23 protein-coding genes are annotated in these 26,230 nt (G+C 36.7%); 18 read left to right on the top strand and 5 right to left on the bottom strand.

What is annotated here, in order from left to right; all coding sequences use genetic code 11:
• Positions 1-71: 71 nt before the first annotated feature.
• On the bottom strand, positions 72-692 hold the full coding sequence (locus IGJ66_RS10495) for an FMN-dependent NADH-azoreductase (protein ID WP_430616590.1): 621 nt from the start codon (positions 690-692) through the stop codon (positions 72-74).
• 720 nt (positions 693-1,412) lie between these two features.
• On the opposite strand from IGJ66_RS10495, the gene IGJ66_RS10490 reads away from it, so the two are divergent.
• From IGJ66_RS10490 to manA, 6 genes are all read left to right on the top strand, one after another.
• Positions 1,413-2,066: a TetR/AcrR family transcriptional regulator gene (locus tag IGJ66_RS10490; protein ID WP_430616589.1), complete on the top strand. Its 654-nt coding sequence runs from the start codon at positions 1,413-1,415 to the stop codon at positions 2,064-2,066.
• A gap of 15 nt (positions 2,067-2,081) precedes the next feature.
• Complete coding sequence (locus tag IGJ66_RS10485) at positions 2,082-3,809, top strand: ABC transporter ATP-binding protein (protein WP_071869107.1); 1,728 nt, start codon at positions 2,082-2,084, stop codon at positions 3,807-3,809.
• Complete coding sequence (locus tag IGJ66_RS10480) at positions 3,806-5,695, top strand: ABC transporter ATP-binding protein (protein ID WP_430616588.1); 1,890 nt, start codon at positions 3,806-3,808, stop codon at positions 5,693-5,695. The genes IGJ66_RS10485 and IGJ66_RS10480 overlap by 4 nt, the downstream gene beginning before the upstream one ends.
• Positions 5,696-6,331: 636 nt before the next feature.
• Complete coding sequence (locus tag IGJ66_RS10475) at positions 6,332-7,168, top strand: VOC family protein (RefSeq protein ID WP_067482841.1); 837 nt, start codon at positions 6,332-6,334, stop codon at positions 7,166-7,168.
• Between the two features lie 231 nt (positions 7,169-7,399).
• Positions 7,400-8,425, top strand: a complete 1,026-nt coding sequence (locus IGJ66_RS10470; protein WP_071869104.1) for a serine hydrolase domain-containing protein — start codon at positions 7,400-7,402, stop codon at positions 8,423-8,425.
• 38 nt (positions 8,426-8,463) lie between these two features.
• Positions 8,464-9,420, top strand: coding sequence for a mannose-6-phosphate isomerase, class I (gene manA, locus IGJ66_RS10465; RefSeq protein WP_430616587.1), 957 nt, complete (start codon positions 8,464-8,466; stop codon positions 9,418-9,420).
• 92 nt (positions 9,421-9,512) lie between these two features.
• Here manA and IGJ66_RS10460 read toward each other — a convergent pair whose 3' ends face one another.
• Together IGJ66_RS10460 and IGJ66_RS10455 are read right to left on the bottom strand one after the other, a co-directional pair.
• Complete coding sequence (locus IGJ66_RS10460; RefSeq protein WP_067482831.1) at positions 9,513-10,208, bottom strand: type 1 glutamine amidotransferase; 696 nt, start codon at positions 10,206-10,208, stop codon at positions 9,513-9,515.
• Positions 10,201-11,553, bottom strand: coding sequence for a Mur ligase family protein (locus tag IGJ66_RS10455; protein ID WP_067482829.1), 1,353 nt, complete (start codon positions 11,551-11,553; stop codon positions 10,201-10,203). Before IGJ66_RS10455 ends, IGJ66_RS10460 begins: the two co-directional genes overlap by 8 nt.
• A gap of 225 nt (positions 11,554-11,778) precedes the next feature.
• Here IGJ66_RS10455 and IGJ66_RS10450 point away from each other — a divergent pair, with 225 nt between their 5' ends.
• Both IGJ66_RS10450 and IGJ66_RS10445 read left to right on the top strand, forming a co-directional pair.
• On the top strand, positions 11,779-12,723 hold the full coding sequence (locus IGJ66_RS10450) for a glycosyltransferase family 2 protein (protein WP_349702659.1): 945 nt from the start codon (positions 11,779-11,781) through the stop codon (positions 12,721-12,723).
• Positions 12,724-14,268: a glycosyltransferase family 39 protein gene (locus tag IGJ66_RS10445; RefSeq protein WP_349702660.1), complete on the top strand. Its 1,545-nt coding sequence runs from the start codon at positions 12,724-12,726 to the stop codon at positions 14,266-14,268.
• A 63-nt stretch (positions 14,269-14,331) separates the two neighbouring features.
• On the opposite strand, the gene IGJ66_RS10440 is transcribed toward IGJ66_RS10445, so the two are convergent.
• Entirely contained in the window at positions 14,332-15,732 is a 1,401-nt protein-coding gene (locus tag IGJ66_RS10440) for a TrkH family potassium uptake protein (protein WP_430616586.1), read from the bottom strand.
• A 195-nt stretch (positions 15,733-15,927) separates the two neighbouring features.
• Between IGJ66_RS10440 and IGJ66_RS10435 the strand changes: the two genes are divergently transcribed.
• The 4 genes from IGJ66_RS10435 (at position 15,928) to lepB (ending at position 18,764) form a co-directional block, all read left to right on the top strand.
• A complete protein-coding gene (locus IGJ66_RS10435; protein WP_067483114.1) occupies positions 15,928-16,614 on the top strand; it encodes an epoxyqueuosine reductase QueH in 687 nt (228 codons plus the stop codon).
• A gap of 95 nt (positions 16,615-16,709) precedes the next feature.
• Positions 16,710-17,171 (top strand): hypothetical protein, encoded by a 462-nt coding sequence (locus IGJ66_RS10430; protein ID WP_067482825.1) that lies wholly within the window; start codon positions 16,710-16,712, stop codon positions 17,169-17,171.
• Complete coding sequence (locus IGJ66_RS10425; protein WP_071869103.1) at positions 17,168-17,944, top strand: DUF6681 family protein; 777 nt, start codon at positions 17,168-17,170, stop codon at positions 17,942-17,944. The genes IGJ66_RS10430 and IGJ66_RS10425 overlap by 4 nt, the downstream gene beginning before the upstream one ends.
• A gap of 247 nt (positions 17,945-18,191) precedes the next feature.
• Entirely contained in the window at positions 18,192-18,764 is a 573-nt protein-coding gene (lepB, locus tag IGJ66_RS10420; protein ID WP_067482821.1) for a signal peptidase I, read from the top strand.
• 523 nt (positions 18,765-19,287) lie between these two features.
• Here lepB and IGJ66_RS10415 read toward each other — a convergent pair.
• Complete coding sequence (locus tag IGJ66_RS10415; RefSeq protein ID WP_430616585.1) at positions 19,288-19,887, bottom strand: class I SAM-dependent methyltransferase; 600 nt, start codon at positions 19,885-19,887, stop codon at positions 19,288-19,290.
• Between the two features lie 247 nt (positions 19,888-20,134).
• On the opposite strand from IGJ66_RS10415, the gene IGJ66_RS10410 reads away from it, so the two are divergent.
• From IGJ66_RS10410 to upp, 6 genes are all read left to right on the top strand, one after another.
• Positions 20,135-20,725, top strand: a complete 591-nt coding sequence (locus tag IGJ66_RS10410; protein ID WP_067482815.1) for a thymidine kinase — start codon at positions 20,135-20,137, stop codon at positions 20,723-20,725.
• 2 nt (positions 20,726-20,727) lie between these two features.
• Complete coding sequence (gene prfA / locus IGJ66_RS10405) at positions 20,728-21,801, top strand: peptide chain release factor 1 (protein WP_067482813.1); 1,074 nt, start codon at positions 20,728-20,730, stop codon at positions 21,799-21,801.
• Complete coding sequence (prmC, locus tag IGJ66_RS10400; RefSeq protein ID WP_368027070.1) at positions 21,794-22,630, top strand: peptide chain release factor N(5)-glutamine methyltransferase; 837 nt, start codon at positions 21,794-21,796, stop codon at positions 22,628-22,630. The genes prfA and prmC overlap by 8 nt, the downstream gene beginning before the upstream one ends.
• A 196-nt stretch (positions 22,631-22,826) precedes the next feature.
• Positions 22,827-23,849, top strand: a complete 1,023-nt coding sequence (locus tag IGJ66_RS10395; RefSeq protein ID WP_067482809.1) for an L-threonylcarbamoyladenylate synthase — start codon at positions 22,827-22,829, stop codon at positions 23,847-23,849.
• A gap of 70 nt (positions 23,850-23,919) precedes the next feature.
• The gene (gene glyA, locus IGJ66_RS10390; RefSeq protein ID WP_075491261.1) at positions 23,920-25,164 is read left to right on the top strand and encodes a serine hydroxymethyltransferase; all 1,245 of its coding nucleotides are present in this window, start codon (positions 23,920-23,922) and stop codon (positions 25,162-25,164) included.
• A gap of 433 nt (positions 25,165-25,597) precedes the next feature.
• On the top strand, positions 25,598-26,227 hold the full coding sequence (gene upp, locus IGJ66_RS10385) for a uracil phosphoribosyltransferase (protein WP_067482804.1): 630 nt from the start codon (positions 25,598-25,600) through the stop codon (positions 26,225-26,227).
• The last annotated feature ends 3 nt before the right edge of the window (positions 26,228-26,230 follow it).

The following is a 26,230-nucleotide window of genomic DNA, read 5'->3' as shown; positions in this document are numbered from 1 at the left end:
AAACAGCAAACGACAATCGAAAACTAGATTGTCGTTTGCTGTTTTTTTGTTGTAAAAGAGATCTGTTTTGCTTAGAAATCTTTTCCTAATTGAGTAGCTTTGTCTAGTGCTTCTTGCATCAATTCTTCTGCACGGTCAGGTGTGTAGTCGATTCCTTCGATAAATAATTGATCGATTTCGTCAATTCCAATAAAGTTCAAGATTCCTTTAACATATTGTGAAGCAAAATCTTGGCCTTGATAAATACCACCATTTGATTGGATGTGTAAAGCTTTCTTTCCTTGAACTAAACCTTGAGGACCATTTTCTGTATATTTGAATGTTTTACCAGCTACGTTGACCGTGTCAAACCAAGCTTTTAAACGTGTTGGAATATTTAGGTTCCAAAGTGCGTTGGCAATGACGATTTTATCAGCAGCTAGAAATTGTTCAGTTAATTCGTTAAAACGCGCGATTTTATGTTGTTGATTTTCAGTTAATTCTGAGAAGTCGGCTCCAGTACGAAGAACTTCCCAACCAGATAATAATTCTTCGTCAATTTCAGGAATATCATCACGGTAAAGATCAAGAATAGTGATTTCATCTTCTGGATGACTTTCTTTATAGCTAGTTAGAAATGTAGAAAGAGCTTTAACTGAGCGTGATTCTTCAGCAGTTAAAGGATGACCTTTGACAATTAATACTGATGACATAATGATTCAATCTCCTTTTTTGTAAACATACTTGTTATGTTCAAGACTAACAAAGCTAGTTTACTCGAAAAAGAAAAGGCTATCAAGGTTTAAAAACAAAGAATAGTTAATTTAGCTGCTTTTCTTTTTTACTACTCATTCTTTTTTTACTGATCCATTTGGCGGAGCCAAAACAAAATCATACTGAAATCAAGTGTAAAAAATAAGAAAACTTCAACTAAAGGCCAGTTTGTTTAGATTTATTTACCTCGACATCGGTAAAAGTATATTGGAAATGATTGATTTGCATGGCTATAATTTAGTTATTCCACCATGTTGATTTGGGATGAACATCTCAAATAACCCCACAAGTGGAAGAGCTGATTTTTTTACATAGTCGTAGCAAATCATCACTCTTTCATTAGAGTTGCTGTTAGTTCATTGTTTTTACAAAAAGATAGCCGAAGAGACTTCTCATATTCTAAGTTCGTCTGGCTGGCAAACGGGTTTTCTTTTAGGCAAATAATGAACGAACTCAAACGTAAAAGGTGGGAAACCCTTACTCACTTATTTTTAAAAGAAGCAGTGCATTCGTTTAACGGATGCACTGTTTCTTTTTTGCAGTTGAAATAAAGGAAAAAAATAATGTAAAAAACTTGCAAAACAGTCTGCTGGTGTTATAATGACATAGCGTCATATGACAACGCGTCATTTGGGTGGAGAAACGAAAGGAGGAGGACTATGCCAACACAAACATTTTTTCATTTGCCAGAGGAAAAGCAACAACGATTATTAGCCGCTGCGAATGCTGAGTTTTCACGTGTGCCGTTAAAGGATGCGTCAATTGCTAATATCGTGAAACTAGCTGAGATACCACGTGGTAGTTTTTATCAATATTTTGAAAATAAAGAGGATCTGTACTTCTATTATTTTGAGACACTGCGACGTGATAGTTCGCGAGATATGCGAAACTTGATGAAAGAAGTTCATGGAGATCTTTTTGAAGGTTTCGAGCTTTATTTTGAAAAGATGATTCGCGAAATCTTAGCAGGAGAAAATTCTGCATTTTATCGACACTTATTCATGAACATGGATTATCGCGCTTCACGTAAAGTGACTCCTCATCTTTCTGAAGAGGAAAAGGCAAAAAAAATGCCACATAAAAGACATAAGCAGGATACTCAAGCTTTAATAGAAGTGATTGATCAAACAAAACTAAAAGTAAGAGATTCACACGAATTAGAGCTGCTGATATCACTGTTGATGAATGCTGTTTTTTCAACGATTGCACATTCATACAAATCACTTTCAGTGACGAAAGACTACTCAGTTGAACAAGCAATCGAAGAATTTAAGTTAAAGCTTTCTTGGTTGAAAGAGGGAGCCTATAAGTAGAAAGAAGGGGAATAGATGCTGAAAATTATTAAACGAATTTCCATTACTTCTGCCATTGCCGCAGTTGGTTTTATGGTTGTTCAAGTTTTGGCAGACTTATATTTACCAACATTGACATCCAACATTATTGATAAAGGGGTAGCTAAAGGAGACATTGACTATATTTGGCAGACTGGCTTTGTCATGATTGGCTTTTCATTGATTAGTATTTTAGCTGCTATTGGAAATACTTTTTTTGCGACGCGTGAGTCACAAAAATTAGGGAAAAAATTACGCTCAGATGTTTATCAAAAGGCAGAAAATCTAACAAATGATGGCTTTGATAAATTTGGAACAGCCTCGTTGATTACGAGAACAACAAATGATGTGACACAAATTCAAATGGTTGTTCAAATGTTTTTACGGATGATGATCAACGCACCTATTACATTGATAGGGGCAAGTTTTCTTGCTTATCAAAAAGATCAAGAGTTAACAAAAATCTTTTTGGTAGTTATCCCAATCATGTTAGTTTTAGTTGGCGGTATTATGTATTTTGCGGTTCCGTTGTTTAAGAGTATGCAAAAGAAAACGGACCGCTTGAACTTAGTTTTCCGTGAAGGCTTAACGGGTGTCCGCGTGATTCGTGCGTTTGATAAAACAAAGTTTGAAGAGAACCGTTTTGATTTAGCAAATAAAGATTACACAAACACAGCGATTCGCGTGAACTCAATTGTTGCATTGATGATGCCGTTGATGACGCTAATCATGAGTGGAACAAACGTAGCAATTACTTGGTTTGGTGGACACTACATAGCTGAAATGAATTTAGAAGTTGGGAATTTAATTGCTTTTATGACTTATGCGATGCAAATCCTAATTAGTTTCATGATGCTATCAATGATCTTTATCATGGTTCCTCGTGCGCAAGCTTCTGCTGATCGGATCAATGAAGTATTAGACGAAGATATCGATATTACGGACCCAAAAAATCCAAAAGAAGTAACGCTTGCCGGAAAGTCTGCAACGTTGAATTTTGACCATGTGGATTATCGTTATCGTGGTGCAGAAAAATTAGCGCTTGAAGATATTGATTTTCGTGCAAAATCAGGGGAAATCGTTGCGATTATCGGTGGAACTGGTTCTGGTAAAACAACGTTAGTGAATTTGATTCCTCGACTATATGAAATTGAATCAGGCGAAATTCGTTTAAATCAAACGGATATTCGTGAAATGACTCAAGAAAACTTGCGTGATTTGATTGGTTTCGTTCCACAAAAAGCGATTTTATTTTCTGGAACGATTCGGGAAAACATGCAATATGGCTTACCTGACGCAACGGATGAAATGATCTGGAAAGCATTAGAAATTGCTCAAGCAAAAGAGTTTGTTTCTGAGTTGGAAGACGGGCTAGATAGTCATGTTGAACAAGGTGGAGGAAATTTTTCTGGTGGACAAAGACAGCGGTTAGCGATTGCTCGCGCATTAGTCAAACCAGCAGATGTTTATGTATTTGATGATTCATTTTCTGCGCTTGATTTCAAAACAGATGCGAAACTTCGTCAAGCATTGAAACAGGACATGACCGACAGTATAACTGTTTTAGTAGCGCAACGCGTAAGTACCGTCATGGATGCTGATACGATTTTAGTTTTAGATGAAGGCAAGTTAGTTGGTAAAGGAACACACAAAGAACTGCTAGAAACAAATGAAACTTATGCGGAAATTGTTCGTTCGCAATTAAGAGAGGAGGACTTAGCATGAGTAAAGAAAAAACACAATCCTCTCATGGATCAATGCGTGGCGGAGGTGGTCATGGACCTGGGCGTAACATTGGTGCAAAAGGAGAAAAAGCAAAAAACTTCTGGGGGACAGTTAGCCGCCTCTTTAGCTATATGTCAAAACGACTAATTGCGATTGTTTTAGTATTTGTCTTGGCAATTGCGGCAGTGATTTTCCAAATCCAAACGCCGAAAGTTCTAGGTCGTGCAACAACTGAAATTTTTAAAGGCGTCATGATTGGCGCGAAACAGATGCAGCAAGGTCAAAAAGTGACTGAATTTCCAATTGACTTTGATAAAATCGGCCAAATTATTGCGACCGTCATTGTCATGTATGTTATTGCTGCCGTGTTTAGTTTCTTACAACAATTTATTATGACGCGTGTCTCACAACGAACAGTTTATGATTTGCGTAAGGACTTAGAAGCTAAAATGAACCGAGTACCCATTTCTTATTATGATACACATACGAATGGGGATATTATGTCTCGGGCAATCAACGATATGGACAACATTGCAAGTACCCTTCAACAAAATTTGACGCAATTTGTAACGAGTACAGTTACACTGATTGGGGTCATCGTGATGATGTTATCAATTAGTTGGCAATTGACACTAGTCGCTTTACTAATGATTCCGTTAAGTTTAATCGTTGTGATGATCGTCGCACCAAAATCACAAGTATATTTTTCAGATCAACAAAAGAGTTTAGGTTTGTTGAATAACCAAGTAGAAGAAACCTATGCTGGTCACACGATTGTTAAAACCTTTAATCATGCTGGAAAAGATCAGGAAGTTTTTGAAGTTGAAAATGAAAAACTTTATGCGTCTGGTTGGAAAGCCCAATTTATTTCGGCAATCATTATGCCGTTGATGAACTTTGTTAAGAATTTAGGCTATGTGTTTGTCGCTGTCCTTGGTGGGATTAAAGTAGCAAATGGGAATATTTCTTTAGGGGATGTTCAAGCATTCTTGCAATATACGAGCCAATTCTCACAACCAATTACTCAAATCGCTAGCTTAATGAATACCATTCAATCAACTGTCGCTTCTGCAGAACGTGTATTTGAAGTCTTAGACGAAGCTGAAATGACAGATGAGCCTTCAGGACTCCCAGTAGAAGAAGATTCTCCTTATAAAGTTCGCTTTGAAAATGTACAGTTTGGTTATACTGAGGATAACTTATTGATGACCGATTTTAACTTAAATGTCAAACCGGGAGAAATGGTCGCAATCGTTGGCCCAACTGGTGCAGGTAAAACTACGTTGATCAATTTGTTGGAACGTTTTTATGATGTGTCTGGCGGAAGCATTCGCTATGAAGGTGTTGATACTCGAGACTTATCCCGTGATGAGTTGCGTGCCAAATTCTCGATGGTCTTACAAGATACGTGGTTATTCACAGGTACAATCTATGACAATATCCATTATGGAAATGAACAAGCCACAAAAGACCAAGTAATTGCCGCTGCCAAAGCTGCTCATGTGGATGATTTTGTTCGTAAATTACCAGAAGGATATGAAACGATTTTAAATGAAGATGCAAGTAACATCTCTCAAGGACAACGCCAATTGATCACGATTGCTCGCGCATTCTTGGCTAATCCAGATGTCTTGATTCTGGATGAGGCAACTTCAAGTGTTGATACTCGAACAGAGATTTTGATCCAACGAGCAATGAACCGTCTCTTAGAAAATCGGACAAGTTTTGTGGTTGCGCATCGCTTGTCAACGATTCGCGATGCAGACAATATTATTGTGATGAATCATGGATCAATTGTAGAAACAGGTAACCATGAAGAACTAATGGCTAAAGATGGTTTTTATGCTGATCTTTATAATAGTCAATTTTCTGAAGAAGTTGCTTAATAACAAGAGGTTGTGGCGCCAAGCGATTAGCTTCAAGCAATAAGGATGCTTTTCTAAAAATAGTTTTCCATATTTTTATGAAAAGAGGACTTATTGCCGAAGAAGCTGCTTGGAGAACACCGTGAATAGAGGTTGTGGTGCCAAGCGATTAGCTTCGAAAAAATAATGAGCAACTGACAAAAATAGCTTTTCATATCTTTGTACAGTTGTGAATTATTTCGAGGAGTTGCTTTGGGAGCACCGTAAATAAGGTTGTGGCGCCAAGCGATTAGCTCCGAACAGATAATGAGCAAACACTCAAAATAGCTTTTCATGTTTTGAAGTGAATGCAAGTTATATTGAGCAGTTGCTTTGGGAACACCGTTTATTCTAAAAAGGGATGTGACAGAAGGATTGTCACATCCCTTTTTCATATTTATTGAAATAACCAACTGATTGGCAACGAAAAATAATTAAAAAAGCTGTATTCAGGAAAAGTTATTTGTTAGATTCCGCCAATTTTTTTGATTTTCTTGAAGAAAATGGAGATTGGTGTTACTCTCGGACTAAATAAATTTCACAAATTCTTAGTTATTGCTTGAAAGAAGTGACATCCATCGTTAAAATATAATTTGACGCAGAAGGGGAGTAGAATAAATGAAAGATTTTAAATTGGGGGCTACTACCTATTTAAAAAGTGTGGCTATCCGAGTCAAAGATCGCGATAAAATGATTGCTTTTTATAAGGATACAGTTGGTTTTGATTTGAAGCGTGAAGAAAATGAGTTGGCTATTTTTGGTACACAAGATAGTGACAGTGAAATGCTTTTACTAGAAGAAAGCCCACGTGCGAACAATCACACAGGTGAAATCAAAAAGTTGAGTCGCTTTTCTTTGGTCATTCCAAGTGTGGAAGAAATGGCAGATATGTTATGCCGTATCCGTAAAACAAATTATCCAATTAAAGATGCACTGGAAGATCAAGCACGTATGGGAATCTTATTAGTTGACCCAGAAGGTAACGAACTTGAAATTTATTACGAAGAAAAAAATGCTGAAAAAGCAGAACCTGAAGTAATGGATCAAGAAGCTTTACTGCGAAAATCTGAAGAAAAATTCACAAAGTTAACATCAGGTGCCTATTTTGAAAAAATTCATTTGAATGTTAGCGACCTAGCGAAAGAGCGCCAATTTTTGAGTCATGTACTCGGACTAAAAGTACATAACGAAGAAAATGGTCTGCATGTACTGAACGAAGGCGATTTTCATGTTGGTTTGAACCAAGCGGTAGGTGGAACAATCGACTTACCAACAGATGAGGTTTTAGGGTTAGACTTCTTGAAATTTGTCGTGACACCAGAAAACATGGAAACATTGATTGAACATTTACAAGCTGAAAATCTTGATTTCTTCGTAGATAAGAAAAAATCAGTCATCACTGTGTATGATGCAATTGGTATCGAGTGGTGGTTTGTCAGCAATCCTAAAAAATAGCTAAATAGATTGGAGTCAGCCAAAAAATAATTTCTTAACGATAGTGCTGACTGCAATCATTTTGATAAAGGATAAGAGTAGCTGGATGGCTTCTCTTATTTTTTTTAAACAAAGTAATCGAAAGAAATCCACTGAAACAGCTTGCTTCACTACCTAGAAAAATATATGCTTGTGCTGTATGAATGATCAAATCCTTCAAAGAGATTCTTTGAGTAGAAATGAGGAAAGAACATGTATCCAGAAACAAAACAAATGATTTTGACTAAACTTGCGGAAGGTTTTTACCCCGGTGTTGTAGCTGCTTTTATCAAACAAGAAAAAGTCGAATCATTTGCAGCAGGACAAGCCCAAATTGTTCCTGATACACAACCGATGTCAGAAGACTTACTTTTTGATGCAGCATCGTTAACGAAAGTCATTGCTACCACAACACTTGTTTTACGATTGTGGGAAGACGGTAAACTTGACTTGGATCAACCGCTCCAGCGCTATTTACCAGCATTTGAAAACCAGACAATTACCATTCGTCATTTATTGACGCACACTTCAGATATTCAAACTTGGATACCTGACCGAGATTCATTAACACAAGAAGAATTGATTGCTGCTTATTTAACATTGCAACCTGGAGCTGAGTTAGGCAAAACGGTAAAATATACTGATGCAGGGACGATCTTGCTTGGTTTGATGTTGGAAGAAATTTATCAAGAGCCAGCGGTTGAATTATTTCAAGAACAAGTTCTTGAACCTTTAGGAATGATGAATAGTTTATTTTTACCTTTTCCATCTAAAAAAATCGTTCCTACTGAACAATTACCCTCTGGAGAAGTTTTAAGAGGAATCACTCATGACCCTAAAGCAAGAATTTTAGCTGAACATGCTGGAAATGCAGGGTTATTTTTGGATTTAGAAGATAGCATTTCTTTTGTTCAAATGTATTTGGCTAAAGGAAAAGTCAATGGGGGACAATTTTTGACTACCCAAACGATTGAGTCATTACTTCAAGATCATACACCTGAAAAAAATGGACAGCGATCATTAGGATGGGCTCTTAAATTAGATCAAAAGGATCAACATCCGATACTTTTCCACACGGGATATACAGGAACGTTCCTGTTAATTGATGTTATTAGTCAAGAAGGCTTTATCTTTTTATCCAACCGTATTCATCCAAATGATGCGCGTGAAGCCTATCTTGAATGTCGTGATGAAATTGTTGAAACTTATCTGAAAGAGAAAGCGTTCTTACAAAAATAGTGCTATAATAGCTATGAAAGTTGAGAGGAGTTTGAATTATGCAAGAACCTATGTTTTTAAAACCAGTTTTCCAAGAAAAAATTTGGGGAGGAAGTCGCCTACGTTCTGTATTTGGATTTGACATTCCTAGTGACAAAATTGGAGAGGACTGGGCAATCAGTGCGCATCCTCATGGTGTAAGTATCGTTGAAAATGGCGAATTTAAAGGTCAAAAATTAGATGACCTTTGGGCAAATCATAAAGAGTTATTCGGTCACCCCACAGAACCAGTTTTTCCATTACTAATTAAAATTTTAGATGCAGAAGATGAATTATCTGTTCAAGTCCATCCAGATGATACATATGGAATGGAACATGAAGGTGAATTAGGTAAAACAGAGTGCTGGTACATCATTGATGCAGAGCCAGGCGCAGAAATCATTTATGGTCATCACGCAAAAACACGTGAAGAACTTGCGAAAATGATTGAAGAAGGTCGTTGGGATGATTTATTGAAACGTGTTCCTGTGAAAAAAGGTGATTTCTTCTATGTACCAAGTGGAACAATCCACGCAATTGGTAAAGGAATCATGATTTTAGAAACACAACAAAGTTCAGATACGACTTACCGTGTTTATGATTACGATCGCAAAGACGATCAAGGAAATACCCGTGAATTACACATCCAACAATCAATTGATGTAACAACTGTTCCAGCGAAAACGCCAGAATTACACGTAAAAGAAATTCGTGAAGGCAATTCTTCCGTAGTTACGTATCTAGAAACAGAATTCTTTAACGTTTATGAATGGGACGTTAAAGGAATCATGTCATTTAAAAAACAAGCACCTTATACGCTGATGACAGTAATTGCTGGCGCTGGCGAGCTAGTGGTTGACGGAAAAACTTATTCATTGGAGAAAGGGACAAGCTGCCTCATTCCTGATGGCGTCAAAGAATGGACGATCCAAGGTGAGTTAGCAATTATTGCTTCTGTTCCCGGTGAAAAGAAATAATTGATTGAAAGAATGCAAAAAAGAATGAGCCAACGCGAATTTCGCTTTGGTTCATTCTTTTTGTTTGAGTTTTTTGTATGAAATGCTAGGTGCTACATTTTTGTTGTCACAGTTGGCAAATCTAACTCTTTTCCATAACGCTTTTCTAAAGCTAGGCGAATCAAGCGTTCAGCTAAGTGTTCATTACGTGCTAAGATAGGACCATGGAAGTAAGAACCATAAACATTACGGTAAATAACTCCTTCAGACTGATCTTCGCCATTGTTTCCTTCTCCTTGAACGACTTTCCCAAGAGGACGTTCACCTTCACCTAAGAAAGTTCGTCCATTATGATTTTCAAATCCATAATAAGTTTCGTCAAATTCTTCATTGTGAATAACAATATCTCCGATAAAACGATTGTTGTCTTGGCTAAGTGTGTAGTGATCTAAAGCACTGATTCCTTGGATTTTTTCACCATTAGCGCCCATGTAATAGTGACCAAGTAATTGATAGCCACCACAAATCGCAAGCATGACACCGTCATTTTCAATATAGTTTGTCAAAGATTCTTTCTTGTCTTGAATGTCTTCTGAAATAATCAGCTGTTCAAAGTCTTGCCCACCACCGAAAAAGACTAAGTCATATTTTTTTTCATCAAAAGGTTCATGGATGCTGACGATTTCAGAATTGAAAGTCACGCCCATTTTTTCGGCAACGTATTTGAGCATCAATAAATTTCCGTTATCCCCGTAAGTATTCATTAAATTACCATACAGGTGCGCAATAGTTAATTCATAATTAGCCATTATTCATGCCTCCCTTAATATATCCCTGATTTGCCAATTCTTTACGCAACTGCAAAACAGCGGTGTAAGTCGCTAGAATATAAACATGTTCGGTTGGAAGTGTTTTGATTTTTTCAATTACTTCAGGAATTTCTTTTGTTTCCGTTAATTTTTCTTCTGGAATACCCGCAACTTTTAAGCGCAAAGTCATGTCTGTATGGCGATCTCCACCAGAGATAACTGCTGGAATAGCCATAGTTGCGAAGTTTTCATAGTTGCCATCCCAAATCCAACTGACATCAATTCCATCAGCATAATTCGCATTTAGTAGGGAAACTAATGAAAACGGGTAAGGCGCAAGACCAATCATATCAATTACTTGATTGATTCCAACCGGATTTTTAACAAGGATCAATGTGCATTTCTTGTCATTGATTGTTATCGTTTCTTGCCGGCCGAAGACTTTTTCATCATAACCCAGACCTTGTTTGATTTTTTCTGGTGCGACACCATAATATTCAGCCACAGCTGTAGCAGCTAACGCATTATACACGTTATACATTCCACCAACTTCAATACCATACTCATGTCCGTCAATGACAAAATCAGCAGAAACATTGTCCATACGAATCATCTCAGTTAAACGATAATCAAGTTCAGGACGTTTAAAGTCACAATTTGGACAATAATACTTCCCTAAGTTCGCATAAGTGATCATTTTATAATGTAAGATATGATGACATTTTGGACACAGAACGCCATCTGTGTTGTAGTGAGCCATTTGTTCATGATCTTCTTCGTGATCAAACCCATAATATTTGTTTGGATTGACGGTTTGTACCGAATTGAAAATTGGTGAGTCACCATTTGAAATAATCGTTGCATTTGGTGCTTTTGCAGCACCGTCAACAATCATTTTGTACGTTGTATAAATTTCACCGTAACGATCCATTTGGTCACGGAAAATATTTGTGAATAAAAATAGTTCAGGTTTCATATATTCTGTCACTTTACTCAAGCTAGCTTCGTCAATTTCGAGAACAGCAAATTTTTTCTGTCCTTTTTTTGGTTTGGCTTGTAAGAATGTTGAAACGATTCCTTGAACCATGTTTGCACCAGTTGGATTTGTCAAAACTTCATCAAATTGTTGACGCAAAATATTAACAGTTAAGGCAGTGGTCAATGTTTTTCCATTTGTTCCAGTTACGACAACTACTTCATAATCTTTGGCTAAACTATCTAAAATATGCGGATCTATTTTAAGAGCAAGCTTGCCAGGTAAGCTTGAGCCACCTTTAAAAAATGTTTTCAATGCCCATTGTGATGATTTCCCAACTGCAATCGCAAATTGACTGCGTATTCCCATTATGTAACCTCCAAAAAACGTCGTGTTGACGAGTAAATTCAACTTATCATACCACATGTTGAAAAAAAGGTTAAATTGCTTTTCTTTTTCTTAAGAAATGAGAGTTTTTACAGAGTATTTGATAATTTTTGTGTGGAAAAATAAAGAAAGTTTCTGTGGGTGTTTGCTAGAAAATTTATTATGGTAAAATAACAAGGAGGATAAATCGAAGAAAGGTCGGTAAAAATGAAGATTAGTATCGTTGTACCCTGTTTTAATGAAGAAGCAGCAATTCCACTCTTTTTCCAAGAAGTTGAAAAATATCGTGGAACTTATACTTTTGAATACTTATTTATTGATGACGGGTCCAAAGATCAGACCTTACCTGTCATCAAAGAATTAGCTAATGCCTATGATTCCGTGCGGTTCGTCTCATTTTCCAGAAATTTTGGAAAAGAAGCTGCATTATATGCTGGCTTGCAAGCTGCAACAGGTGATTTAGTCACCGTCATGGATGTTGATTTGCAAGACCCGCCTGAATTGTTACCAAAAATGATTGAGCGTATCTTGACCTCTGATGTTGATTGCATCGGAACAAGACGATCTACTCGGGAAGGTGAACCCGTGATCCGTAGCTTTTTTGCCAAAAAATTCTATCAATTGATTAACCGAATCAGTGATACTGAAATGGTGGATGGCGCCCGCGATTTTCGTTTGATGACGCGTCAAATGGTCAATGCTGTTTTAGAATTAACAGAATACAATCGTTTTTCTAAAGGTTTATTCAGCTGGGTTGGTTTTAAAACAGAATATATTTCTTATGAAAATCGTGAACGTGTAGCTGGAGAAACTTCGTGGTCTTTTTGGAAATTATTTAATTACTCAATTGATGGCATCATTAACTTTTCTGATATGCCACTTACAATTGCTTCTGTTATAGGTGCACTCTCTTGTGCGGGATCGATTCTTGCACTTGTTTTTATTGTTTTCCGTGCTCTTTTGTTCGGTGACCCCACATCTGGTTGGCCTTCTATTGTATCTATTACCTTGTTTATTGGTGGAATCCAGTTGTTGTGTCTTGGCATTATTGGGAAATACATTGGTCGGATATTTTTGGAAACGAAAAAACGTCCAATTTATATTTGTAAAGAAACCAATTTGCAATCAGAACGTGAAGAAAGGGATGAATAAATGGGAATAAGAAAGCGATATGTTCAGCAATTTTTTATTTTACTTACTAGTTTATCTATGATTTGGGCAATTACTACGAGTATTATTTCTCCACGAATCGGCGCAATTTTTTCTTTATTCCGTGATACGTATTCCTATAAAATAACTATTATTGTGAATGTTATCTGTCTGATTTTTTCTTTAGTACTTTATTTAGGCGTTTTTTTCCTACTGAAAAAGTTAAAAGGGCAGGAGCTGAATAATAAAGTTACGTACGTCGTTTTACTTTTTGAACTACTAATTTACTTTATAGCAGTTTTATTATTTGTTAAGTATATTGGTTTTTCTAATCCGGTAGACGACACGAGGATAACGCTGAGGAACTTACAGGATCTTCAAGCAGGAAAAGAATGGGGATACAATTATATGTATTCAAATCCACAGAACTTACTATTAATGTATCTATTCTGGGGAATACAACAATTATTTGGAACAAGTTATCAGGCTATTATAGTAGTATTCACGATAATGCATTTATTTACTATTTTATTATTGTTTTTATCATTGAAGAATTTAAAAATAAGTAATCTTTCATCGCTGATTGCTGTACAGGTAATGATTTTTGCTATTCAAATTGCCTTTCATGTACCTGTTGCTTATACAGATATCCTTTCATTATTTTTTACAGCACTTACTTTTTATTTCATGACAAACTATTTGGCTGTACCACAAGAAAAAATGGGCATAAAATTGCTATTCCTATCACTGGCTTTAGTAGCCTGTACCATTGGTTTTATCAGTAAAGGAACTGTTTTGATTTTGGTTATTGCTATCGCTCTGTTTTTAGGAATCGTGAACCAAAAACAATGGAAATTATTGTGCCTATTCCCATTCATTTTCCTATTTTTAGGAAATTTTGGTTGGAAACAAGTAATCAACAGTCAAGAGTTGTTTCCTGATACTAACTATGGTCAGCCGAATACACATTATTTAATGATGGGTCTGAATAGTACACCAATCCCGGATGATTTACCTGAAGATCAGCATTATCGTTGGATGGTAGGCGCATATTCTTCATCTGATCAGGAATTTACTTGGTCAATGTTTCTAAAAGAAAAACTTCCTAAGAAAGAAGTAGAAGAAAAAAATCTTCAAGTTGTCAAGGAACGTCTAAGTAATTTGTCTATGCTCCAAATCTTACAGGTGCTAAATAATAAGGTATCTGTTAGTTGGAGCTCTGGAGATCTAAAGTCTTCTTTTGAAGTTTTTTTAGGAACGGGCAGAGATGAGTCTAAGATGCATCTATTCAAAAGCAAATCTACAGGATTAATTTTGTATTCTGTAATGATGACGATCCAATACATTGTTTATCTAGGAATTATCTTGGCTGGAATCAAATTTTTTAAAAAAGAAAATGATTTTATATTATTATGTACAATTTATATCTCAGGTTACTTTGCGTTCTTGTTGATTTGGGAAGCAAGTCCGAGATATGCAATGGGTATTTTTATTCCAGCTATCTTGATGATAGGGTTACTCCTAGAGAGGAAACAGCTCACGAAATAGAAGCATTACTAAAAAATCCCAGCTATCTAATCAGTTTGATTACGTAGCTAGGATTTTTTTATATTACCCAATAATAATTTTTTCTGAAGGATATTCATAACCCAAATCTCGTGTCTCTTTTGGCACGAACAACATCAAGGTGTAAAGCATACCGATTCGTCCGATAAACATCAGCCCAGCAATCGTGATTTTTCCAATGACAGAAAGATCTGGGGTGATACCTAATGAAAGACCAGTTGTCCCAAAAGCAGATGTGACCTCTACAATAATAGCTATTAGAGATTGTTCTTCTGTTGCAGATAGAAATAGGATACAAAAGAAACACATACCTAGGGATAACATAAACACAACGACTGATTTACGAACATCATCATCATCGATTCTTCGCCCAAAAATATTGATATTATCTTCACTTTTTAAGAAAGAGTACAGATAAAGCCCAATGATTGCAACAGTCGTCGTTCGAATTCCACCACCGACAGAGCTTGGACTACACCCGATAAACATGAGCAATGAAAAGACAATTAATGTGGTGATTTGAAAATTACCTAAATCATGGATCTGAAGCCCCGCATTCCGGGTAGTCATTGAATAAAACATGGAATTAATCCACTGGACACCTTGACTGGAAGAATGAAAGAGGTGATCTTTTTCCAGTAAATAAATCAACAGTGTGCCACTAATAAATAAAATGATAAATGCCAGAACTGCTAATTTGGTAAATAAAGAGAAGCGAAAAGGCAAGCGTTCTTTTCGTTTTCGATACAAAAACCATTCGCGAACTTCCATTAGAACCGGAAAACCAATCCCACCAATGAAAATCAAAAACATGATAGCAATCAGAAATGGATAGTCATGAGCAAAAGGCTTGATGGAGTCACCAGTCACGTCAAAGCCAGAGTTGGTTACAGCTGAGATTGCTTGATAAAAACCGTAAAAGATAGCATCACGCCAGCGCTCAAAGTACCCTTGATAGTAGAAATAAATTGAAAATAATGTACCAAAGATTACTTGAAACCAAATCAAAATGGAAAAAGTTGTCCGAATCAAGCGCACAATTCCCGAAAGTCGTGGCTGGTTCATATCGGTCATGATCAATTGCCGTTGACGCAACGTAATGCGCCTTTTGGATAAAATAATGAAAGCAGTCGAAATCATCATGATTCCTAACCCGCCGATTTGAAATAGAACTTCCAATAAAATAATGCCCGAATCATTGAATACCGAATTGATATCAAAAGTAGAAAGACCGGTTACGCTAACCGTGCTGATTGCCATAAATAGCATATCGATAAATGGAACGTGGCTACCTTTTTCTCGGAAAACAGGTAAATAAAACAATCCTAATGAAAGGATAGTCATCAAAATATAATAAGACACAATAATTTGAATCGAAGTAAAGTGATTCGTGATAAAGCGTTGCGTGTGTCGTTGCGTCTTACGCAAAAAAAGCTCAATCTTCAAAAAAAGTAAGCCTCCTTCTTTGGGTTGTTGCTAACAGTATAACAGGTGCAAATGCAAAAGCTCAAAAAAATCGCTAAAATAAGTGTGAGATTCGTCTTTTTGTTTATGAAAAAATAGCATATAATGAAGCAATATTTTAAAAAGAGGTGAGCTGGCGTGACGGAAGTAGTTGATGCCACAGAAATAGTTGAAAAAATGAAGAATCAAAAAATAAATTATGATTCTGTTCTAAAAAAAATGATCAAACAATGGGAACTGGCACAAAAAAAGCCAACCATTTTAATCCACACCTGTTGTGCTCCTTGCAGCACGCACACATTAGAATTTATGTCAGAGCATGCAGAAGTCACTTTATTTTTCTCGAATTCAAATATCCATCCTAAAAGTGAATATTTACGTCGGTTAGCAGAGCAACAACGGTTTGTTGATGAATTTAACGAAAATACGAATCATCAAGTGAAACTAATTGTCGATGAGTATCGTCCTAGCGTTTTTAACAAAATGGTGTTGGAAAATCAGTTAGAAAATGAAAAAGAAGGTGGTGCACGTTGCACAGCTTGCTTTAACATGCGATTAGATTTAGTAGCACAAAAAGCACAAGAATTAGGCTATGATTACTTTGGGAGTGCCCTAACAATCTCGCCAAAAAAAAATGCGGCATTGATCAATCAAATTGGAATGGATATCCAAAAAATATATGGCACCCATTATTTGCCTAGTGATTTCAAGAAAAATAAGGGCTATGAACGCTCGATTCAGATGTGTAAGGAATATGATATCTATCGTCAATGTTATTGTGGTTGTGTATTTTCTGCCAAACAACAAGGGATTGACTTGAAAAAAGTGAATCGTGAAGCGAAAGAATATCTAGCGAATCAATAAAAACTTCATAAAAACGTAAGAAAAAAATAAAAGAATTATGATAAATATCAAGTAACATAGAAAGATCAGATGATACTAGAAAAGGAAGAGATATGATGCGAAAAGTAGCACCGATTTTAAAACCAATCGCAGTGTTAACCATTTCCACAATCGTGGCAACTGCAACCGGCGTAGTTAATAGCTCAAGTTATCGGGCTCCTAGCTCAAACTCCACGCCGCCAACTACAGAAGAAACGACACCAACCAGTTCGTCATTACCAAACACCCAGTCAACAGAGACAGGGGCCGAAACAACGGATTCAACAACTTATGAAACACCTACAAGTAGTTCAAAAGATAATTTTGGTGTAATTGATTCTGGTTCAGAGAATAACGATACGAATAACCAAACACCAACCACGAATTCCTCTGCAACGGAAGATGATGCCACTACAACTAGTGATGCGACTGGAAATGATACCACGCCGGAAGCAGAGACAGCGAATTCGCAGGACGACGTTGCAACACAAAAAGCGGGAACGCAAATGAGTAATCAGCAAGCAGGTGAGAATCAATGACATTTTTATTAGATTTGATTAATGGTGTGCACAAATTTTTAGGCTATTTGGATATTAGTCCAAAATATTTGAATCGAGGATACACGATTTTAAGCGTGATTCCAACGATGTATTTATTGCGAATCATTTTTGGTTTGTGGCAAAATCAGAATTATTTACAGTTTTTCCTTTATGGAATTGTTTTTTTAGTTTTAGTTTATTTTATCGTTTTAAACATCTTCTATTACTTTTTTGACAAAAACTCGAAAGCAGATGTCACACAAGTGTTCGTTAAGTACTTGCCAGATGAAGCTTTCAATATTCAAACGGAAGGTGGCATTCAAACTGGAAACACACTTCAATCAGTAGATACAGAAGAAGTGACTGTTGACTATAATGAAGATTATCAACTGCAATTGGCTGAAAATATGAGTTATTTGATTGCAGAGGGTCAAATCAAGGTTAATGATCTTGGTCGAATGGATGGCTTTTTAGTTGATCGTAATACGTTATATCCATATTATTACGTCAAAAAAGTAAGTGAACAAGAATATGTCTTGAAGATTGGAAAAAACTATTCAGAGTTAGTTGAGGTCGGCAAAATTCATGCAAAAGCTGGTCAGGAAACAATTAATCCGGTAGGGCTTTTTATTGTTGGTGGTGATTTCGTGAAAGATGGTCTGCGCTACCATGAGCCATATCGTCTAAAATTGATAGCGAAAAAAGAGCAACTGCAAGCAGCTACAGGAGAGCCTGTTGTTTACAGTCGAAGCCAGCGTCGAAAACATTCATAAAAGAAGTGAGACTTGCTAGTAAAGAATTTCCAAAAGAAAGCAGATTGTTTCTTTTGGAAAGTGGCAAGTTTTTCTTTTTTTATGCCTAAAATCGAAAACACAGAGGTCACTAAAAATGACACTTTTTCTTTTCTTTATTCTGTAAAAAATGTAGAATAAAAGGTAAGCATAATCTTATGTTATCAGTTTTATTTTTAAATGAACAAAGAGAATAAAAAACGAATGCAAAGAAAAAAGGAGGGATAGTGTGAAAAATTTTTTGAAAAACTGGGGCGTATTAATTCTCGTTTTGGCAGCTATTTTGCTAGCTAGAGTTTTTGTTTTTACACCAGTAACTGTCAATGGTCATTCGATGGATCCAACATTGAGTGATGGACAACGATTGATTTCATCTAAAATTTCAAAATATGAACGTTTTGATATTATTACCACGAAAGAACCGGAAGACGAAGAACGGATGATCGTGAAACGAATAATTGGGATGCCTGGTGACACAGTGAAGATGGTCAATGACCAGCTGACAATCAATGGGAAAAAATATGATGAATCTTATTTGGATGAATACAAAGAAAAGTTTGCCGATGACAAATTGCAAAACGAGTATTCTTATAATGAGTCATTCCAAATTCAAGCAGAAAATTCGACAAATTTCACTAGTGATTTTGAGTACACGGTGCCGGAAGGAAATTATTTGGTTTTAGGCGATAATCGCTTGATTTCAAAAGATAGCCGAATTTTTGGTTTAGTTGATGAAAAATTGGTTCAGGGAAAAGTAGTTTTCCGTTATTGGCCGTTGACAGAAATTTCGTTGATTAGTTAAGGTTGTGGCGCAAAGTGATTAGCTTCAAGTAATAAGGAATCTTTTCTAAAAATAACTTTTCATATTTTATGAAAAGAAAACTTATTACCGAAGAAGCTGCTTTGGGAACACCGAGAAAGAAGTTGTGAAAGAAGTGTTCAACTCCAATAAATAGGAATGAATTTTCAGAAATTACTTCTCAAATTTTTGTGAAATTTAGGCTTATTTGGAAGGAGTTACTTCTTGAGCACCGAGGAGAAGGTTGTGGCTTCAAGCACTCAGCTTCGAAAAAATAAAGCGTTTAGCTTCAAGCAATACGAAGTTCTTTCAAAAAATAGCTATTCATTTTACGGAAAAATAATGATTGTAGAAAAGAGTGCAACCCGAAGGACGAATGGTAAAACACAGCTAACGAAAAAGAGACTGAGACAAAACTAAAAATCCAGTCGTTCTTAACAGATAAAAAAAGCCTAAATCAACGTTTTCAAAAACGGGTTTTAGGCTTTTTTTCTATCCATTAGGCTACTTTTGCCCCAGCCCCTTTTTATTTCTGGCTAATAGCTAAGAACAAAGAAGCTGGTTGCCTCATAAAAAGGTTTTCTCCTTTATGGAAAGTTTCTAGCTTGAGGGGTGTTAGTCCAGCTTCTGCCAACAATTGCTCCAAAGGTTCTTGCTCAAATCCATTATGGACTTCTGGATGGTTGACTGCTTCATTTTTATTGAAGTCGACAATGAATAATTGACCGCCAGGGTTTAATAGTTCTGCTAGTTTTTTCAGAATCAATTTAGTATCGGGGATATGTAAAAGTACTAAAGATACCAGCAAAAGATCTGCTTTTTGACTCGGTAAATCCTTCGTCAAGTCTGCTAACTGAGTTTGCACATTATTTAAGTGACTGTGAGTTATTTTTTGGTCAGCAACAGTTAACATTGCTTTAGAAGCATCCATGATCCAAGTTTCTTTGAATAACTTTGCCAAAGGTAAACTAACAAGTCCAGTACCGCCACCATAGTCAATAAAAACTTTTTGGTTTGTTTCTTTGGGTAAATTTTGACGAATTTCTGCACGAATAATTTCTGCGAGCGCCAATCTGTCAGGTGTGTCATAATGATTGGCCATTTGATTAAAAATATTTTCAGACATAGAAAGTCTCCTTTAACATCGTTGATAAGAAATTGATTGTAACATAAATTTTTTAGGTTAGCTGAAACAACGTTTATCGAGCTGTTTCAAATAAAAACAAGGAGAATCACTTCTTTGTTGAGATGGAATTGAGACAAATAAAAATGACTTTTCAAACTTATTTCAGTATGGTTAAAAATTGTCACTGTAAAAAATGATGAAAATCAAGTATAATACCTTAGGAACAAACTGGAAGGTGAACGGATAAATGGCACAACTTTTTTTTAAATATGGCGCAATGAATAGCGGCAAAACAATTGAGATTCTAAAAGTAGCGCATAACTACGAAGAACAAGGGAAAAATGTCGTATTAATGACCAGTGGTGTTGATACACGTGATGGGATTGGTGTAGTTTCAAGCCGAATTGGTTTGAAGCGAGAAGCCATACCAGTTTTTGAAGAAACAGATGTATTTGAATTGATTAGCCAAATGATTGATGAAGAAAGACCTTATTGTGTCTTGATTGATGAAGCGCAATTTTTGAAGAAAAAACATGTCATTGCGTTCACAAGAATTGTTGACGAACTAAATATTCCAGTTATGGCATTTGGTTTGAAAAATGATTTTCGAAATGAGTTATTTGAAGGATCAAAATACTTATTGCTTTATGCAGACAAGATTGAAGAAATGAAAACAATCTGTTGGTTCTGTCACAAAAAAGCAATCATGAATTTACATTATATCGACGATCAGCCTGTTTATGAAGGGGATCAAGTCCAAATTGGTGGAAATGAAGCTTACTATCCAGTATGTAGACATCATTATTTTCACCCACCAGTTATCAAAGAAGGAGAATAAGCATGTACGATCAATTACAATCAATTGAAGACCGTTATGAAGAACTGGGTGAGTTACTGAGTGACCCAGAAGTAATTACGGATACAAAACGCTTCATGGAATTATCAAAAGAAGAAGCAAACACACGCGAAACAGTTGAAGTTTATCGTCGTTATAAAGAAGTTGTCCAAGGAATTTCTGATACGGAAGAACTTTTAGGCGAAAAGCTTGATGATGAAATGGCTGAAATGGCAAAAGAAGAGTTATCAGATCTAAAAAAAGAAAAAGAAGTTTTAGAAGACCGCATTAAAATCTTACTTTTACCAAAAGATCCTAATGATGATAAAAATATCATCATGGAAATTCGCGGCGCTGCTGGCGGGGACGAAGCAGCCTTGTTCGCAGGTGATTTATTCAATATGTACCAAAAATATGCAGAAGCACAAGGTTGGAAAACCGAAGTGATGGAAGCGAATATTACTGGTATTGGCGGATACAAAGAAGTGATCATGATGATTACGGGCGAAAACGTGTATTCAAAACTAAAATATGAAAGTGGCGCACACCGCGTACAACGTGTGCCATCAACTGAATCACAAGGGCGCATCCATACATCAACAGCTACAGTTGTTGTTATGCCAGAAGCAGAAGAAGTTGAAATTGATATTGAAGACAAAGACATTCGTACAGATATTTATCACGCATCTGGTGCCGGTGGACAGCACGTCAATAAAACGGCATCTGCTGTTCGTTTGACTCACTTACCAACAGGAATCGTGGTCGCAATGCAGGACGAACGTTCACAGTTGAAGAACCGAGAAAAAGCAATGAAAATTCTACGTGCGCGTGTGTATGATAAAATTCAACAAGAAGCACAAAGTGAGTATGATGCAACTAGAAAATCAGCTGTTGGTACAGGTGATCGTTCAGAGCGTATTCGTACGTATAACTTCCCACAAAATCGAGTAACCGATCATCGAATCGGTTTAACGATCCAAAAATTAGATCAAATTTTAGCTGGAAAATTAGATGAAATCGTAGACGCCTTGATTATGTATGATCAAACTTCTAAACTGGAAGCTATGCAAAATGGATAAGAAAACATATCGAGAAGCCTTGTTAGGGGCTTCTTCTTTTTTAGAGGCGCAAGGCAAAGAAGGTTATAGTATCCAATTCTTATTTCTGGAAAGAAAACAATGGCAAAAATTAGATTGGTTATTGCATATGAATGAGGTGATTTCAGAAGCTGACCAGCTCTTGATCCAAACGGATATGAAATTATTGCTGGAAAATCATCCCCCCCAATATTTACTGGGCTATGCAGATTTTTATGGTCATCGACTAAAAGTAACGGAGGCAACTCTTATTCCACGCCCAGAAACGGAAGAACTGGTGGACTGGTGTTTGGCGGAAGTAGCTGGTTCTGAACAAGCCGTTATTGACATTGGAACGGGAACAGGTGCAATTGCCATTAGTTTAAAGGCTGAAAGACCAGGATGGCAAGTTTCGGCAGTAGACTTATCTGCGTCTGCCCTGGATGTCGCAAAAGAAAATGCTGAAAAAGAACAAGCTGAAATCGATTTTTATCTCGGTGATACATTGGAGCCGGTCTTAGATCAACGTTTTGACATAATTATTTCTAATCCACCATATATTAGTCACAAAGAATGGGATTTAATGGATGAAAGTGTTCGAACGTTTGAGCCTAAAATGGCATTATTTGCAGAAGCTGATGGCTTAGCGATTTATCGGAAAATTGCGAGGGAAGCACCAGATGTCTTGACTGAAGAAGGAAAGATTTTTCTTGAAATTGGTTTTCGTCAAGGAGAGGCAGTCCAAAACATCTTTCAACAGGCATTTCCACATAAAACGGTCATAGTAAAAAAAGATCTATCTGGAAATGAACGAATGATCCAAGTTTATTAACAGGTCTGTGGATGAAAAAATTTTTTAGTGTTTTTTTATGATAAAAAAACACTGATATAACAGTTAAAAAAGCGATTTTAAAACTTATCAACATACTTATCCACTATTGACAAATAACTTATCAACAATTTGGGGATAACCTGAGGATAAATCGTTAAAAATCAAGGATTTTCAAAAAAAAGGATGTGGATAAACTGTGGAAACAAAACGATATAATGAATCAGAATTGAAAGAAGCGGCCCAAGCATTACGCGATGGCTCACTGGTGGCTTTTCCTACAGAAACGGTCTACGGATTAGGTGCTAATGCACTTTTACCCGATTCAGTTGCGAAAGTATTTACAGTGAAAGGACGACCACAAGATAATCCATTGATCATTCATGTTGCTTCGTTTGACCAAGTAAAAGAATATGTGGATAACTTTCATCCTGCAACAGCTAAAATTGTTGAAAATTTCTGGCCTGGCCCGTTGACGATGATTTTTGAAATCAAAAAGAACAAGTTACCAAGTGTCGTAACAGGTGGCTTATCCACAGCTGCTTTTCGAATGCCAGATAACAAAAAAACACTTGAAGTTATTCGCCAAGCGGGTGTGCCTTTAGTAGGACCAAGTGCAAACACGTCAGGTAAGCCAAGTCCAACAACGGCAGATCATGTGTACCACGATTTACATGGGAAAATTACTGGAATCATCGAAGATGGAGCAACTCGAATTGGGGTAGAATCAACCGTAATTGATTTAAGTAATCCTGATGCAGTGCCAATGATTTTACGACCAGGTGCAGTGACCAAAGAGCAATTGGAAGAAGTTGTAGGAGAAGTTTCTGTTGACAAGCATTTAGTGAAAGAATCGGAGACACCGAAAGCACCAGGAATGAAATATAAACATTATTCACCTGACACAAAAGTCCTGATGGTTCATGATAATGATTGGGCAGATGCTATTCAATGGGCAAAAAATAAAGGGTTCAGAACAGGCGTGATTGCTGGACCAAAAATTGCAGAAGAGACACGATTTGATACGGCAGCTGTATATATGTTTCATGATGATTCTATTGAAGCGGCGGCAAAAGGTTTGTTTGCAGGTCTACGTGGTTTAGATGAACCACTGCTTGGGTTGGACTTGATTTTTGTTCAAGTTTTCCCTAACGAAGGGTTAGGTGTCGCTTACATGAACCGTTTGAAAAAAGCGGCGGCTCAAAATTATTTTGAAAAATAGTCTAATACTTTTTACGATGAATTTTTAGTATGATACAATGCAGTATACTAGTTAAAAGGAGCTGTTGTTTGTGGTGGACTACAAAACGTTTGACCCTGATCTATGGAATGCAATTGCACGTGAGGAAGAGCGACAAGAAAATAATTTGGAGCTGATTGCTTCTGAAAATGTTGTTTCTGAAGCGGTGATGGCAGCACAAGGAAGTATTTTAACAAACAAATACGCTGAGGGATATCCTGGACATCGTTACTATGGCGGTTGTGAATTTGTTGATATCGTGGAAAATTTAGCAATTGACCGTGCCAAAGAATTATTTGGTGCCAAATTTGCAAATGTTCAACCACATTCTGGTTCACAAGCAAATACTGCGGCATACCTTGCCTTGGTAGAACCTGGTGATACGATTTTAGGTATGGATCTTTCTGCAGGTGGACATTTAACACATGGATCACCAGTAAATTTCAGTGGGAAAACGTATCATTTTGTGGCTTACGGCGTTGATCCAACAACAGAAGTCATTGACTACAATGTTGTACGAATTTTAGCACGAAAACATCATCCAAAATTAATTGTTGCGGGTGCTAGTGCTTATGGAAGAGAAATTGATTTTGCGAAATTCAGAGAAATTGCTGATGAAGTCGGTGCAAAATTAATGGTTGATATGGCACATATTGCTGGTTTAGTAGCTGCTGGTGTTCATCCTAGCCCAGTACCATATGCTGATATTACAACAACAACAACGCATAAAACACTTCGCGGTCCACGTGGTGGAATGATTTTAACAAACAGTGAAGAATTAGCGAAAAAAATCAATAGTGCTGTCTTCCCAGGAATCCAAGGTGGTCCATTGGAGCATGTGATTGCTGGAAAAGCGGCTGCCTTTAAAGAAGCTTTGACACCAGAGTTCAAAGAGTATAGCGAACAAGTTGTTGCCAATGCTAAAGCGATGGTCAAAGTGTTCAATCAAGCAACGGGTACGCGTGTTATTTCAGGTGCCACTGATAATCATTTGATGCTAATCGATGTTCGTGAGATGGATCTTAATGGGAAAGAAGCAGAAGCAATTTTAGACAGTGTGAATATCACAGTAAATAAAAACTCAATTCCATTTGAAACATTAAGTCCGTTCAAGACAAGCGGTATCCGAATTGGGACACCTGCAATCACTACACGTGGCTTCAAAGAAGAAGACGCAGCTCAAGTAGCTGAACTTGTTGTGAAAGCTTTACAATCAAAAGGTGACGATGCCCAGTTAGACGAAGTAAAACAAGGCGTTCGTGAGTTGACTCAAAAATATCCTTTGTATTCAAAATAAATTTTAAGGTAAAACTATTTGGTAGATTGTGACACAAAATGCTTAGCTCCGACAAGATAGTGAGCAAACACGCAACTTTTCATATTTTGAGGAGTAGGCAAACTATATCGAGGAGTTGTTTTGGGAACACCGTTTATTCGTAAAAAGGAGTTATGACAAGAGTTTTGTCATAACTCCTTTTTTGCGAAAAACTTTTTCTAATACGTTGGTTGAACAGATGACAGTTGAGTGTATTCTCATAGAGAAAAAAGTAATTGGAAGAGAATGAGGATTTGATAAAGTTGAAGCGACTTCCTCAAAAATTTGACTGATTATTTTTAAACAAATTAAACTAGACTATGATTTTCTTCCGGAAAAAGGCAACTCGGACTAGCTAAACTGATAATTTTGTTTTAAAATAAAAAAGAAACGACAGAACAAAGGAGAGCTAAAAATGGGCAAATTTCAAGTGATCGACCATCCATTAATTCAACACAAACTGACTATTATTCGAGACAAAAACTGCGGAACAAAGGTTTTTCGTGAAGTTGTCGATGAAATCGCTATGTTAATGGCGTATGAAGTATCACGTGATATGCCACTAGAAGATATCGTCATTGAAACACCAATTACAGAATCAACACAAAAAACATTGTCTGGAAAAAAAGTAGCAATCGTACCAATCTTGCGTGCAGGTATTGGAATGGTTGATGGAATTTTAGAACTGATTCCTGCTGCTAAAGTTGGCCATATTGGTTTATATCGTGATGAAGAAACATTAGAACCACACGAATATTTCGTTAAATTACCTGAAGACATCGACGTACGTCAATTATTTGTTGTTGATCCAATGTTAGCAACTGGTGGCTCAGCAATCATGGCTATTGATGCTTTGAAAGCACGTGGCGCATCAAACATTAAATTTGTTTGTCTTGTTGCTGCACCAGAAGGCGTGAAAGCTTTACAAGAAGCACATCCTGATATTGATATCTACACAGCAGCTCTTGATGAAAAATTAAATGAACAAGGGTACATCGTTCCTGGTTTAGGGGATGCTGGTGACCGTTTATTTGGAACAAAATAGTTA

It is taken from the genome of Enterococcus sp. DIV0176, assembly GCF_050528535.1.
In the GTDB taxonomy this organism is placed as follows: domain Bacteria; phylum Bacillota; class Bacilli; order Lactobacillales; family Enterococcaceae; genus Enterococcus_B; species Enterococcus_B thailandicus.
Note: the sequence above shows the minus strand (reverse complement) of the source record. Positions and strands in the feature narration are given on the sequence as shown.

Excerpts from the sequence above, each read along its gene's own strand:
- IGJ66_RS10410 (WP_067482815.1), top strand. The coding sequence starts at position 20,135 with ATGGCACAACTTTTTTTTAAATATGGCGCAATGAATAGCGGCAAAACA.
- IGJ66_RS10495 (WP_430616590.1), bottom strand. The coding sequence starts at position 692 with ATGTCATCAGTATTAATTGTCAAAGGTCATCCTTTAACTGCTGAAGAA.
- IGJ66_RS10470 (WP_071869104.1), top strand. The coding sequence starts at position 7,400 with ATGTATCCAGAAACAAAACAAATGATTTTGACTAAACTTGCGGAAGGT.
- IGJ66_RS10425 (WP_071869103.1), top strand. The coding sequence starts at position 17,168 with ATGACATTTTTATTAGATTTGATTAATGGTGTGCACAAATTTTTAGGC.
- IGJ66_RS10460 (WP_067482831.1), bottom strand. The coding sequence starts at position 10,208 with ATGGCTAATTATGAATTAACTATTGCGCACCTGTATGGTAATTTAATG.
- IGJ66_RS10475 (WP_067482841.1), top strand. The coding sequence starts at position 6,332 with ATGAAAGATTTTAAATTGGGGGCTACTACCTATTTAAAAAGTGTGGCT.
- IGJ66_RS10415 (WP_430616585.1), bottom strand. The coding sequence starts at position 19,887 with ATGTCTGAAAATATTTTTAATCAAATGGCCAATCATTATGACACACCT.
- IGJ66_RS10455 (WP_067482829.1), bottom strand. The coding sequence starts at position 11,553 with ATGGGAATACGCAGTCAATTTGCGATTGCAGTTGGGAAATCATCACAA.
- upp (WP_067482804.1), top strand. The coding sequence starts at position 25,598 with ATGGGCAAATTTCAAGTGATCGACCATCCATTAATTCAACACAAACTG.
- prfA (WP_067482813.1), top strand. The coding sequence starts at position 20,728 with ATGTACGATCAATTACAATCAATTGAAGACCGTTATGAAGAACTGGGT.
- IGJ66_RS10490 (WP_430616589.1), top strand. The coding sequence starts at position 1,413 with ATGCCAACACAAACATTTTTTCATTTGCCAGAGGAAAAGCAACAACGA.
- prmC (WP_368027070.1), top strand. The coding sequence starts at position 21,794 with ATGGATAAGAAAACATATCGAGAAGCCTTGTTAGGGGCTTCTTCTTTT.
- IGJ66_RS10450 (WP_349702659.1), top strand. The coding sequence starts at position 11,779 with ATGAAGATTAGTATCGTTGTACCCTGTTTTAATGAAGAAGCAGCAATT.
- IGJ66_RS10435 (WP_067483114.1), top strand. The coding sequence starts at position 15,928 with ATGAAGAATCAAAAAATAAATTATGATTCTGTTCTAAAAAAAATGATC.
- manA (WP_430616587.1), top strand. The coding sequence starts at position 8,464 with ATGCAAGAACCTATGTTTTTAAAACCAGTTTTCCAAGAAAAAATTTGG.
- IGJ66_RS10480 (WP_430616588.1), top strand. The coding sequence starts at position 3,806 with ATGAGTAAAGAAAAAACACAATCCTCTCATGGATCAATGCGTGGCGGA.
- IGJ66_RS10430 (WP_067482825.1), top strand. The coding sequence starts at position 16,710 with ATGCGAAAAGTAGCACCGATTTTAAAACCAATCGCAGTGTTAACCATT.
- IGJ66_RS10445 (WP_349702660.1), top strand. The coding sequence starts at position 12,724 with ATGGGAATAAGAAAGCGATATGTTCAGCAATTTTTTATTTTACTTACT.
- IGJ66_RS10485 (WP_071869107.1), top strand. The coding sequence starts at position 2,082 with ATGCTGAAAATTATTAAACGAATTTCCATTACTTCTGCCATTGCCGCA.